Raw genomic sequence first — 12949 nt, forward strand, 5'->3', positions numbered from 1 at the left:
TTTCTTCTCCCTTCCATTTTAGTTTTCCCGTAATTTTTTGGCAAAAAAACCGCCCCAGCCAAAGGCGGAGCGGTAAAAAATTCTATTCCAAAAACTTGTCCCTAAGCCGGTCCAAGTCTCCTTGGCCAAAGCCCAGGCTGGCAAAGTAGCGGTCAAAGCCGCCCCAGGTCTGCCGGATCGTTTCCGTAATCCCGTAAAAAGCCGTCTGGCTGACCTGGGTCTGGTTCATCTTGGCAATCTGCTTGCCCAAGCGGTCATTTTCATCCGCCTCATCCCAGTCTCGGCTGTATTCCCGGCTGAGCAGGTAGTCCCGCAGGATCTCCCGGTCATCCAGGCCTAAGGCCATCAAGACGATCACCGATACCATCCCGGTCCGGTCCTTGCCCATGGAGCAGTGGTAGAGCAAGGCATCGTCATCTTCCAGAGCCAGCATCTCCTTAAAAATCTCCCGCATCACCAGGCCCGTTCTGGGAGCGACAAGATTCTGCTGGTAGATCATGGCCAGGTAGGACAATTTGGGCAGCTTGCTGGAATACTTCTCCCAGGCCGCCTCAGCTTCTTCCTCTTCATCCCCGCTCTCGCTGTAAAAGTGGGCGTCGATCAGTTTTGCCCCTGGCCAGAGCTTGTCAGGGAAGTTGTCCTGCTCATGCCGGGAGCGCAGATCGCAGTCCACCACAATCTTCCGCCGGGCCAGTTCAGCTTGGTCAGCCTTGGTCAAGTAGCTCAAGGAACCCGACCGGTAGAGCCGGCCCCACTTGACAGTCCGGCCGTCCTGGCTCTTGTAGCCGCCCAAATCCCGGCAGTTGTAGCCGGCTTCCAATTTTACGATCCGCTTTGGCATTTTTATCCCTTCATCCTGTCAAAAACTAAAAATCTTTCCCGTGGGCAAAGACCCGGGTGGCCAGAACCGCCCGCTGCCAACCCGCATAGAGCCGATCTCTTTCCTCTGCTTCCATCTTCGGTTCAAAGGCGGCCCCGGTCTTGGCAATCTCCTTCAAGCTGCTTACATCTTCCCAGTAGCCGACGGCTAAACCAGCCAAAAAGGCTGCCCCCAGGCCAGTGGTTTCCAAATCCGCTGCCCGCTCAATCTTCTTGCCTAAAAGGTCAGCCTGGAACTGGAGGAGGTAGTTGTTGTTTGAAGCCCCGCCGTCGACTCTGAGAACTGGAATTTCAATCCCCGAGTCCTTCTGCATGGTATCGACCACATCCCTGGTCTGGTAGGCCAATGATTGCAGGGTCGCCTTGATCAAGTCCTTGTCACTACTGCCTCTGGTCAGGCCAAAAATCGCCCCCCGGGCTTCACTGTCCCAGTATGGTGCCCCCAAACCGGTAAAGGCAGGAACCACGTAGACTTCATTGGCATCTTTTGATTCCAGGGCTGCCTGCTCAGATTCTGGGGCTGAGTTCAGCAGCTTGACTGAATCTCTCAGCCACTGAATGGCTGACCCGGCCACGAAGACGGACCCTTCCAAAGCATAGTTTACTTGCTCGCCCAGCTTGTAGCCAATCGTCGTCAGCAAATTGTTCTTGGATTCGATCGGTTCCTCCCCCGTGTTCATCACGATGAAGGACCCGGTCCCGTAGGTGTTCTTGACCATCCCCGGCTTGAGGGCCAATTGGCCAAACAAGGCAGCCTGCTGGTCCCCGGCCATCCCGGCAATCGGCACTCTGCCCCCGAAGAACTGGTAAGGGTCGGTTTCCCCGTAAACTTCAGAATTTGATTTAACTTCCGGCAGCATGACCCGCGGAATCTTCAGCAAATCCAAGATCTCCTGGTCCCAGGTCAAGTCATGAATGTTAAAGAGCATGGTCCGGCTGGCATTGGTGCAGTCAGTTACATGGACCCGCCCCCGGGTCAGTTTCCAGACCAGCCAGGTGTCGATCGTGCCAAAAAGGAGCTCCCCTTTTTCTGCCCGCTCCTGGGCTCCTTCCACATGGTCTAAAATCCAGCGGATCTTCGTGGCGGAAAAGTAAGGGTCGATCACCAGTCCCGTCTTTTGCCGGATCATATCGCTATAGCCGTCTTTAACCAGCTTCTCCGCGATCTCGCTGGTCTGCCGGGACTGCCAGACGATAGCCGGGTAGATTGGCCGGCCAGTCTCCTTGTCCCAGACCACCGTGGTTTCTCTTTGGTTGGTGATCCCGATGGCCGCCAGCTGATCCGGCCGGATGCTTGAATTGATCAAGGCCGTTGAAGTCGTGATCTGGACCGCGTTCCAGATTTCTTCAGCCTGGTGCTCTACCCAGCCGGGCTTGGGGAAGTACTGGGTGAATTCCCGGGCCACGCTGGCCACCTGCTGGCCGGCATGGTTGAAGATGATTGCCCTGGTTGAGGTCGTCCCCTCGTCGATTGCCAAAATGTATTGTTCGCTCATGTTTTCTTCCTTTTAAACTTATCATTTTTTGCTTTACTTACTGCTTTTTCGCCGTCTTTTTGCGAAAACGCTTACCATTTAAGTCTAAGCCAGTTTGTGAAAAATGCAAGCTAAAAGGACCTGTCTTTAGATTATTATTTTTCTCCCTTTTAGTTTATAATCAGTGTAATTGATTACGATAAGGAAGAATTTGACTATGGCTGATAATTTGATTCGCATTGCCTACCTCTACGAAGACTTGATGAACACCTACGGGGACTCTGGTGACGTCAAGATCCTCCGCTACTTTTTGCATAAAAAAGGCTACCAGACCCAAATCGACAACATTTCCCTGGGCAGCCAGTTCAACGCGGCTGACTATGACTTTGTCTTCTTCGGCGGCGGCCAGGACTATGAACAAAGCATTGTGGCCAAGGACCTGCAACGCTTCAAGGAAACCCTAAACGACTACATCCAGGCCGGCAACCCCATGCTGGCCATCTGCGGGGGCTACGAACTGATGGGGACCTACTACAACACCATTTCCGGAACCAAGATCAAGGGCCTGGGGATCCTGCCCCTGCACACGGAATTTGACCCGGAGAAGCGGATGATCGGCGACACCAAGTACGAAACTGAATGGGGCCCGACCATCGGCTTTGAAAACCACTCCGGCCAGACCTTCCTGGACGACCGGGAAATGCTCAAGCCTTTCGCCAAGGTGGTTGAAGGCTACGGCAACAACCATGAGGAAAAGGAAGACGGGGTCCGCTACAAGAACTTCATCGGCTCTTGGTCCCACGGCCCGATGCTTAAGAATGAGAATGTCGCCAGCGCCCTGGTGGACATGATTTTAGACCGGCATGCTGCCCGCGTGGCCCAATAAGACAGCTTTTTGACCAGCTTTTTTAGGAGCTGGTCTTTTTTTCGCGATTTTTTAAAAAAATTTACTATTTCACACTTGTGCTATACCACAGATGTGGTATAATAATTGTCGTAGGGAAGTGAGAACGATGAAGATCGATATTATTCGATACCTCGACGACAAGCACCTGACCATTTACCGGGTGGCGAAAGAGTCGGGCTATGGCTACACTACCCTTCACAAGTCATTTAACAAGCAGCAATCAAATGCGACGTCAATCAACTTGCGCGATCTCGACGCGATCGCCCGGGCCCAGCACGTGGCGATGTGGCAGGTTCTGCGTGAGCTGGAGAATGATTATCTCAGCGATGACGATGATGACTAAACTAAATACGAAGGTTGGTTTAACCGCTGAGCAAGTCCTATTGTGTTGATTTCGATTGATGCAGAAGGGCTTTTTAGTTAGCCTAAAACCAGCACCTTATTTTACTCAGAAAGAGGTAAAATCATGGCTTACGACAACTTTAACGATATGGATGATCTTTTTAGAGACTTAATGAACGGCATGGGCGGCTTCAATTCCGAAAACCGCCGCTACTTGATCAACGGCCGGCAGGTAACTCCGGAAGAATTCGCTGAATACCAAAAGACCGGGCAACTCCCAGGGCAAGGACAAGCTAAGAATGTCCAGGGCAAGCAAAAGAAGGCCAACGGCATTTTGGAAAAATTAGGCCGGAACTTGACCGCTGAAGCCCGGGAAGGCAAGCTCGACCCGGTCATCGGCCGGAACAAGGAAATCCAGGAAACGGCGGAAATCCTCTCCCGCCGGACCAAGAACAACCCAGTTCTGGTCGGGGACGCCGGGGTCGGCAAGACCGCGGTCGTTGAAGGCTTAGCCCAGGCGATTGTCCATGGGGACGTGCCAGAAGCAATCAAGAACAAGGAAATTATTTCCATCGACATCTCCAGCCTGGAAGCCGGGACTCAGTACCGGGGCTCCTTTGAGCAGAACATCCAGGACCTGGTCAAGGAGGTCAAGGACAGAGGCAATGTCATCCTCTTCTTTGACGAAATCCACCAGATCCTCGGCGCCGGCGGCATGGGCGACGGCAATGGCTCCAAGGGGATGAGCGACATCTTGAAGCCGGCCTTGTCCAGAGGTGAAATCACCGTAATCGGGGCCACCACCCAAGACGAATACCGGAACACCATCATGAAGGACGCCGCTTTGGCCCGCCGTTTCAATGAAGTAACGGTCAACGCACCAAGTCCGGCTGACACCTTCAAGATCTTGATGGGGATCCGGTCCCTCTATGAAAAGCACCACAATGTGGAACTGCCAGACGACGTCTTGAAGGCCGCCATCGACTACTCAGTCCAGTACATTCCGCAGCGGTCCCTGCCTGACAAGGCCATCGACCTTTTGGACATGACCGCCGCTCACCTGGCTGCCCAGCACCCGGTGACCGATGCCAAGACCATCGAAAAGCAGATCAAGGAAGAAAAGCAGGCCCAGGAAAAGGCCGCTGAAAAGGAAGACTACGAAGCCGCCTTGGAACACAAGACCAAGGCTGAAAAGCTGGAAAAGCAGCTGAGTGAAAACCACGAAGAAAGAAAGACCGTGGCTACTCCAGCTGACGTGGCCGCTGCCGTTGAACGCTTGACCGGGATTCCGGTTTCCAAGATGGGCGCCAGCGACATCGAACGCCTGAAGGGGCTCAGCAGCCGCTTAAAGGGCAAGGTCATCGGCCAGGACGAAGCCGTTGAAGCTGTAGCCAAGGCTATCCGCCGCAACCGGGCCGGCTTTGACGACGGCAACCGGCCAATTGGCTCCTTCCTCTTCGTCGGCCCGACCGGGGTCGGCAAGACGGAACTGGCCAAGCAGCTGGCCTTGGACATGTTTGGCTCTAAGGATGCCATCATCCGCCTGGACATGTCTGAATACTCCGACCGGACGGCCGTTTCCAAGCTGATCGGGACCACCGCCGGCTACGTGGGCTACGATGACAACTCCAACACCTTGACTGAAAAAGTTCGCCGCAACCCTTACTCAATCATCCTTTTGGACGAAATTGAAAAGGCTGACCCGCAGGTCATCACTCTGCTCTTGCAAGTGCTTGATGACGGCCGCTTAACTGACGGGCAAGGCAATACGGTCAACTTCAAGAACACCATCATTATCGCTACCTCTAACGCCGGCTTTGGCAATGAAAAGCTGATGGGCAACGCTAAGAAGGACGAAAAGCTGATGGACCGGCTGGCTCCTTACTTCAGACCGGAATTCCTCAACCGCTTCAACGCGGTCATCGAATTCAGCCACCTGACCAAGGAAGACTTAAAGGAAATCGTCAACTTGATGCTGGCTGACGTAAACAAGACTCTGGCCAAGAAGGGCATCAGCTTGACTGTCAGTGAAAGCGCCAAGGACTACTTGATTGAACAAGGCTACGACGAAGCTATGGGCGCACGGCCACTGAGAAGAGTCATCGAGCAGGAAATCCGTGACAAAGTCACCGACTACTACCTGGACCACTTGGATGTCAAGAAGCTGAAGGCTGACATGGTCGACGGGGCTCTTGAAATCAGTGAAGACAAGTAATTCATTTCTTTAACCAATTTGCATAATCATAAAAAAGGCAGTCTTTTGACTGCCTTTTTTGCTTTTGTTCAGATCTTTGTATTATAATCAATAGGTAATATAAGAACGCTTACGGAAGGTTGCTATATGCCAGATAATTTGTACGATTTTAGTGAAGACGCGCGGGAAACTTACGAACGCTCTCCTTTTCCCATCCTAATCTACCAACTGATTGGCGGGCAATACAAAGTCATTCTCTTATCAGATGGCTACTGCCAGATGGTCCAGTCAGACCGGGAATCAATGCTGGACTATCTCAACCAACGCAGCTTCAACCGGATCCACCCGGATGACCGGAACCGGCTGCTGGCCTATTCTAGAAAAATGGGCCAGCAAGCCAGCGGACAGATGACCTACCGCTTGTCGATCGGCGGTCATTATCACCAGCTTTTAGCTTATTGCAAATCACAAATAACTAAAACTGGTCAAAAGCTCTTGGTCGTCCATTATTTTGATCTGACGACAGGCGGCAGTGACTTAATCGACAGCCTGGATCCCTATCTCAAAGCTCCTAAAAAGCATGACTTGATCGACGGGCTGACCGGCCTGGCCAATATGACCAACTTCAACGAAAGCGGCGGCCATTACCTGCGCGAGATCATCAAGGACCGCGGCCAGGCAGCCGTGGTTATTCTGGACGTCAACAACATGCACGTCTACAACAACCGCTTTGGCTACCTCAAGGGTGACGCCTTCCTTTGCCAATTGGCCACGCTGCTGAAAAAGGAATTCCCGGATGCCCACCTGGCCCGCTACTTCCAAGACCAGTTTGTCATCATTACTGACTCCAGCCAGATTGACAACCAGCTGGTCAAGCTGAATCTGAAGGTCAAGGCACTTTCTGAAGGCCACCTGGCCACTATTCACTGCGGGATCTACCTGGCAGATGAAGACAAGGAGCTGGCCCTGGCCGCCGTTGACAAGGCCCGCTTTGCCCTGTTTGCCTCCCGCAATTCAAACCGGGTCTGCAACTACTACACGGCCAAGGTCCAGGAAAAAGTAAATAAGCGCGACTACATCCTGGGCCACTTTACTGAAGCCCTGCAGAAGGGCTGGATCAACTCTGACGTGCAGCCAGTCATCAACTTGATGAATCACAAGATCGCGGCCTTTGAACTCCTTGCCCGGTGGAAGGATCCGGTTTACGGGATCATGTATCCAGAAGACTTTCTGCCGGTGCTGGAAGAAAGCCAGCTCTCCCACCTGCTGGACCTGCATGTTTTGGAAGAAGCCTGCAAAATCTACGCCTGTCGCCGGAAACAAGATCTGCAGATCGTCCCCCTCGTGATCAATTTGTCCACCGATGACCTGGAAAACGAGCTTTTCCTTAAAGAAGTCAACCGGCTGATGCAGAAATACCAGCTGCCCCACAGCCAGCTGATCTTTGACCTGGCCGTTTCCAGCTCCTGCAAGCCGGAAACGATCAAGCAGCTTTTAGCCGCTTTGGAAGACAATCACTACGCCTGTGCCTTTGACTGCGCCAGCAGCAGCTACCCGACCACGAACTTTTTGACCCACTACTCTTTTGAGTTCATGAAGTTTGACCTGCTTTCGCTGAACCCGGTCCGCTCCAAGGAAGCCGCGGTTCTGTCCAACCTGGTCAGCGCCTGCAAGCAGCTGGGAATCCGGCCGATTTTTAAAAATGTGGAAAACAAGCTCCAGCTGGACTTCCTCAAGTCCATCGGCGCGGTCTTGGTCCAAGGCAACTGCCTCTTCCCAGCCACGCCTTTCAAGGACAGCTTGAAGCTGCTCGGGCAAAAGGGATATTCAGCTCAAGGCCATGAGGAGCAGACCTTCTATCAAGAGATAAACCAAATCGACTTGCTAGATCCAGCCTACCGCTTCTTTGACCATAAGAAGCCTGGCCTGGGCAGCTCCGTTCCCGTGGCCGTCTACTTGATTGATGGCAACCAGGTCCGCCTGGCCTATCTCAACCCGCCCGCCCAGGACTGGGTGGCCAAGGTCAATGGGACGGAAAAAGACTATGTCAATGAACTGGAGCTGGGTCAAGACAGCAATAGCCTTCGCTTCTGGGACGCGGTCAAAAGCTGCACGGAAATCGGCGACAGCTCTTCTTACGTCTTAACGGGGCCACACTTCCACTACCGGATTCTCCTGCAGTTGGTGGCGGAAAACGGCATGACCAAGGCCTTCCTCTCAACCATGGATGGGCAGCCAGTCCGTAATCCAGTCTTTTTGGACAAGGACAAAGGAAAAATCAAGACGGACAACCTTTGGGACGCTATCACCCAACAGATCAAGCTCGGCCTTTTCTGGAAGGACAAAGAGCGCAATTTCATGGGGGCCAACCAGCACTTTTTAAACTACTATGGCTTGTCCTTGCCTGAAGTAATCGGCCATAATGATAATGAGCTGGGCCTCAACATCCACCCGGAAAACTTCCAGGAAAGCGAAGAGCAGCTTTTGCGTGACGGGGTCCCAATCAGAGAACTGGGCAAGACCCTGGCCCGGGGAAGGGTCAGGGAAATCCTGGTCTTTAAAGCGCCTGTTTATGACAAGGGACAGATCGTCGGCCTGCTTGGCTTCTTTACGGACGTGACCAACACCAGCAAGCGGATCAACCAGCTGGAACATGAAGCCGCCAGAGACGACTTGACCAGCTTGAAAAACCGGCACAATTTTGCCCGCGACTTCAACTACCTTACCGGCAAGCCGATCCTGGTCATGATGCTGGACGTCGACCACTTCAAGAAGTTCAACGACAATTTTGGCCACCGCTATGGCGACGAGGTCTTGAAGAAACTCAGCCAGCTTTTGCTCAAGATCTACGGAATCGGCCACTGCTACCGGTATGGGGGCGATGAATTCTTGATTCTGCGCGACTTTACCGATATTGACACGGTTAAAGAGCAAGACCGGCAGCTGCGGATCGAACTGGAGCATGTGCAGATCCTGGACCTCTACATGAACATCACCGTCTCTGCCGGCTATACCTACGGGATCGCCCACAACAGCGATGAAATCAAGAGCATGATCCGCCTGGCCGACCACAACCTTTACCAGGTTAAGAAAAACGGCCGCAAGGGCAGCTGCGGCAGTCCATACAAGCCTGCTTATTATTAACAAAAAGAAACAGCGTGTAAGCTTAATTTGCTTTCACGCTGTATTTTTATCTGTTGTTTTTTTGCAAGGAAATACTTTATTTTAGTCGGCTAATTCGACTGCCCGGCTGCTGGCCTTGCTTTTGTACAGGTGGATACCCAGGCCCAGCAGGTAGCCGGCAATGCCAAAAGTCAGCCAGCCCAGCCCGAGTGAGAAGAAGGGCAGGTAGTGGCCGGCAAAGGCCAGGGCGGCCTTGGCAAAAGCAGTAGTGGAAATTACGCTTGGGGCCGCGTTCAAGCCGTCAAAGAGGGCCGGGATGATGGTGAAGTAAACCGCAAACTTGTAAACTGCCGGATCATTGTTGAAAAGCTTGCTGGTCAAGCCGCAGAAAATCAAGGCGATGGCCAGCGGGTAGAGGAACATCAAAACCGGAGTTGACCAGGCGATGATGGTGGTCAGGCCAACATTGGCAATGGCAAATGAGAGCAGGCAGTTGAAGGTCAGGAAAGTCCGGTAGGAAATTTTTGGAAAACGCTTATGGAAGTCCTGGGCGAAGGCAACTACCAGGCCGATGGCCGTGGACATGCAGGTGATGGTGGCTAAAGTAGCCAGGAGGGCTTCCCCGAAAGTGCCCAGGTAGTGGCGGGCGATTTGGGCAAAAGCAATCCCGCCGTTTTCAGACAATTTGAAGTAGTGCAGGCTGCTGGCGCCCAGGGCAATCAAGATAAGGTAGATGATGGCGATGCCAGCAAAGCCGATGGCACCAGTCTTGGCCAGGGCCAGGGAAGTTTCCTTGCCTTCCTTGAGCTTGAAGCCCTTGATGGCCGTAACGACCGTAATCCCAAAAGCCAAAGCAGCTAAAGCGTCCAAGGTGTTGTAGCCCTGCAGGAAGCCGTTGGTCAAAGGAGCAGTAAGGTAGTCGGCACTTGCCTGGGTGCTGCTGGCAGCCCCCATTGGCTTAAAGATGGCGATCAAAAAGATGATGAAAAGCAGGGCCAGGAAGGCTGGGTTAAGGATTTTGCCAACCCGGTCGGTGATCTTCCCTTCGCTCAAAGAGCAGTAGTAAACGATGCCGAAGAAGATGGCTGAGTAGATCAAAAGAGCCCAAGGCTGCATCCCCTTTGAGAAGTGGTCAGAAAACATGGAGAAAGGCACAGTTGCCGTCCGCGGAGTCGCGAAGAGCGGCCCCAGGGTCAGGTGAACCAAGATCAAAAAGGCCAGGGCGAACTTTTTCCCCAGCGGCCGGGCTAAACCGAAGATCCCATCAGCCCGGGTAACGGCCAGGGCCAATAAGGCGGCCAGGGGGATCAAGGTCCCGGAAATGATGAAGCCGATGGCGGCGGGAAGCCAGTTTTTGCCGGCCATTTGCCCCAGGTGAACCGGGAAGATCAGGTTCCCGGCCCCGAAAAACATGCCAAAAATCAAAGAGGCGATGATCAAATACTGTTTGCTAGTTAACTTTTTCATGATGAATCTCCTTGCAATCACTAATGATATCCGGAGATCAGCGCTAATCTCGAGTTGCTAAAAAACGAGTAAAAAAAAGTCCTTGCAGAAACGATTGTTTCTACAAGGACGCTTGCGCGTGTTACCACCTTTGCTTCACCGCTTTGTCGCCAAAACGGCCTTACCCCGTGCTGGCCCGTCGGCCAAGACGTTGTCGCTGTAAAGGGCGAACCCATTTGACACTTCGCAAAGACGTCGCGCCAACCACTCAGAGCCTACTTTCGCCTTGGACCCGTCTGCCGCTTTCCCAGCTGACCGCGGCTCTCTGTGAGACTTATGTCCAGGGCTACTCTGCTCTTTTCAGTGTTTCAACTCGTTTTTTAACTTGTTTATAATCTAATACTTTTCTCAGCTAAATGCAAGCTTTTTGTCCAAAAAATTTTAAATCAGCCGCAAAAGGGCCACGCTGGCCACCCCGGTGACCACGATCCACATCAAGCTCTTGGTGAAATAGGCCACGACAAGTGTCGGCAGAGTCGCGGTCAGATACTGCCAGTCGACCTTGGGCAAATGCCCCTGCCTGGCCGTAAAAAGGCTGCCGAACCACAAGGTGGTCATGATGACGATCGGCACGAACTGCAGGAATTCCACCATCCACTTGGGCAGGCAGAATTTTTTCAAAATCAAGAAAGGCAGGATTCGCAAGAGAGTTACCCCGCCCCCGCAGACCAGAAAAGTTATCAGTAATTTACTCGAAAAAGACATGCTTGATCACCATCCCCACTAAACAACCGACTACCGTCACCACAATCGTGGCCACGCTGGCCGGCAGGAAGATCAGACCTAAGTAGGTCAGAACCATCGTTACCCCGATCATGACCAGCTGCAGCTCAATCTTGACCGACTGGTCGGTGATCAGCTGCAGATAGAGCAGCCCCAGGAACATGGCGACCACCGCGTAGTCCAGGCCCAGGGCCTTGGTATCGGTGATCACGCTGCCGATCAAAGCCCCAAATAGGCTGGACAGGCACCAGGCGGCATAAGCCACGATATTGGCCGCGTTCAGCCATTCGTAATTCAGCTTACCCTTAGTGTAGTTGAGCTTGGTGATTGCCAAAGCAAAAGTTTCATCAGTTACCAGGCTGCCCAGCCAGAGATTTTTGACCAGTTTCTCGTCCTTGAATTTCGGTGCCAAAGTCATGGTCATCAAAAGCATCCGGGCACTCATCAAATTGGTGGCCGCGAAGATTGAAAACAGGCTGCTGCCGGCTGGAAGCATGCTGACCAGGGCGAACTCGCCCGAAGCCGTGTACACCAGCAAGGACATGACAAAAGTCTCCAAGGGACTAAAGCCGTTGGTATGCGCGATAATGCCAAAAGCGGTCCCGATCCCCACGTAGCCGAGCACGGTCGGCAGGGTATCCTTGACCCCGGTTTTGGCGTCTAATACATTGTTCAATTGTTTTTCCCCCATGTTAATGATCAAATCATTGCTTTGATTTTAACACAGTTTCCCTTGAGCTGACGGGCTTTTTCGGCAATATGCATAAAAAGTTCTAAAGATTTCTTTGCAATTTGCCCCGGCAGGGACTGGGCACGACCTGCAGGCAGGTGGCCAAGATGATCAATAGCCCGCCAATCATCTTCATGATGCCGAAGTCGCTGCCTAAAAGAGAAACCGATAAAATCGTCGCTACTAGTGGTTCAAAGGCTTCCAGCATGCTGGCCAGGCCGGCTGAGATGTACATGACGCTGGACAAATAGAGCGAGTAAGCGAAAACCGTACCGGCAATCACGATGTAGATCACCAGGCTCCACTCCTTAACCGTAACGCCCTTGGCCGGCATGAGGGCCAAAGACGGGCTGAGGATAATCCCGCCCAGCAGCATCCCCCAGGCCAGAATGGTGATGGTCCCGTACTTTTTGAAAAGCTTGGCCGGCATGGCAATCGCTAGCGCCTGGGTCAAGGCACTGAAGAAGCCCCAGACCAGGGTCTTGGGGGTAACGGCCAAATGAGATAAATTGCCATTGGTCACCAAAATCACCGTCCCAACCACTGCCAGCAAGACCGCGATCAAATCGATTCTCCGGGGCATTTGCCGGGTCTTAGCCGCCATAAAGCAGATGATCAAGACCGGGGCCAGGAAGACCAGGACGGTGGCTGTCGGCGCGTTTGAGGCCGCCACCGTATAGAAGTAGGTGAACTGGGCCCCGGTAATGCCCAATATGGAGAACACGGCCGCGTAAACCAGGTCGCGGGGATTTTTGAAAATGGCAAAAGTCCCCTTCCCCTTGTGAACCAAGGAGATGAGCAAGAGGCTTGCCCCAGCCAGCCAGGACCGGACGTCAACCAGCCAGAAGGTATTGATGTTGGGGTTTTGGTAGAGCATTTCCGCCGCGGTCCCCGAGGTTCCCCACAAGGAAGCACCAATAACTGCCAACAGGATTCCCAAATGCTTGTCTTTCATCTTCTTCACCGTCATCGTTTCACGTGTAACATTCCATTTCTGTCTGAAAAAGACAGATCCTTTTACATTATGACAGCTTTATGAGATTTTTGTTAGTCTCTTTCTAAAAAAGGCA

At 52.8% G+C, this 12949-nt stretch carries 10 protein-coding genes; 4 read left to right on the forward strand and 6 right to left on the reverse strand.

Annotated elements, in window-relative coordinates; genetic code table 11:
* Positions 1-82: 82 nt before the first annotated feature.
* Entirely contained in the window at positions 83-841 is a 759-nt protein-coding gene (locus ACYVUT_RS10575) for a tyrosine-protein phosphatase (RefSeq protein WP_439775902.1), read from the reverse strand.
* A 25-nt stretch (positions 842-866) separates the two neighbouring features.
* Entirely contained in the window at positions 867-2375 is a 1509-nt protein-coding gene (gene glpK / locus ACYVUT_RS10580; RefSeq protein ID WP_484500843.1) for a glycerol kinase GlpK, read from the reverse strand.
* A gap of 196 nt (positions 2376-2571) precedes the next feature.
* Between glpK and ACYVUT_RS10585 the strand changes: the two genes are divergently transcribed.
* The 4 genes from ACYVUT_RS10585 to ACYVUT_RS10600 all read left to right on the forward strand — a co-directional run bounded on the left by ACYVUT_RS10585 (position 2572) and on the right by ACYVUT_RS10600 (position 8941).
* On the forward strand, positions 2572-3240 hold the full coding sequence (locus ACYVUT_RS10585; RefSeq protein ID WP_484500844.1) for a type 1 glutamine amidotransferase: 669 nt from the start codon (positions 2572-2574) through the stop codon (positions 3238-3240).
* A gap of 127 nt (positions 3241-3367) precedes the next feature.
* Entirely contained in the window at positions 3368-3604 is a 237-nt protein-coding gene (locus ACYVUT_RS10590; RefSeq protein WP_270449283.1) for a transcriptional regulator, read from the forward strand.
* A 123-nt stretch (positions 3605-3727) separates the two neighbouring features.
* The gene (locus ACYVUT_RS10595) at positions 3728-5818 is read left to right on the forward strand and encodes an ATP-dependent Clp protease ATP-binding subunit (RefSeq protein WP_439776282.1); all 2091 of its coding nucleotides are present in this window, start codon (positions 3728-3730) and stop codon (positions 5816-5818) included.
* Between the two features lie 126 nt (positions 5819-5944).
* Positions 5945-8941, forward strand: a complete 2997-nt coding sequence (locus tag ACYVUT_RS10600; RefSeq protein WP_484500845.1) for a diguanylate cyclase domain-containing protein — start codon at positions 5945-5947, stop codon at positions 8939-8941.
* Between the two features lie 81 nt (positions 8942-9022).
* Here ACYVUT_RS10600 and brnQ read toward each other — a convergent pair whose 3' ends face one another.
* The 4 genes from brnQ to ACYVUT_RS10620 all read right to left on the reverse strand — a co-directional run bounded on the left by brnQ (position 9023) and on the right by ACYVUT_RS10620 (position 12834).
* On the reverse strand, positions 9023-10387 hold the full coding sequence (gene brnQ / locus ACYVUT_RS10605) for a branched-chain amino acid transport system II carrier protein (protein WP_484500846.1): 1365 nt from the start codon (positions 10385-10387) through the stop codon (positions 9023-9025).
* Between the two features lie 420 nt (positions 10388-10807).
* Positions 10808-11131, reverse strand: a complete 324-nt coding sequence (locus tag ACYVUT_RS10610) for an AzlD domain-containing protein (RefSeq protein WP_439775052.1) — start codon at positions 11129-11131, stop codon at positions 10808-10810.
* Positions 11115-11825 carry an AzlC family ABC transporter permease gene (locus ACYVUT_RS10615; protein WP_484500847.1) on the reverse strand — a complete coding sequence of 237 codons (711 nt, stop codon included), beginning with the start codon at positions 11823-11825 and terminating at the stop codon, positions 11115-11117. The genes ACYVUT_RS10610 and ACYVUT_RS10615 overlap by 17 nt, the downstream gene beginning before the upstream one ends.
* A 97-nt stretch (positions 11826-11922) precedes the next feature.
* Positions 11923-12834: a DMT family transporter gene (locus ACYVUT_RS10620; RefSeq protein ID WP_484500848.1), complete on the reverse strand. Its 912-nt coding sequence runs from the start codon at positions 12832-12834 to the stop codon at positions 11923-11925.
* Positions 12835-12949: the final 115 nt, after the last annotated feature.

It is taken from the genome of Lactobacillus sp. WILCCON 0059, from assembly GCF_057197985.1.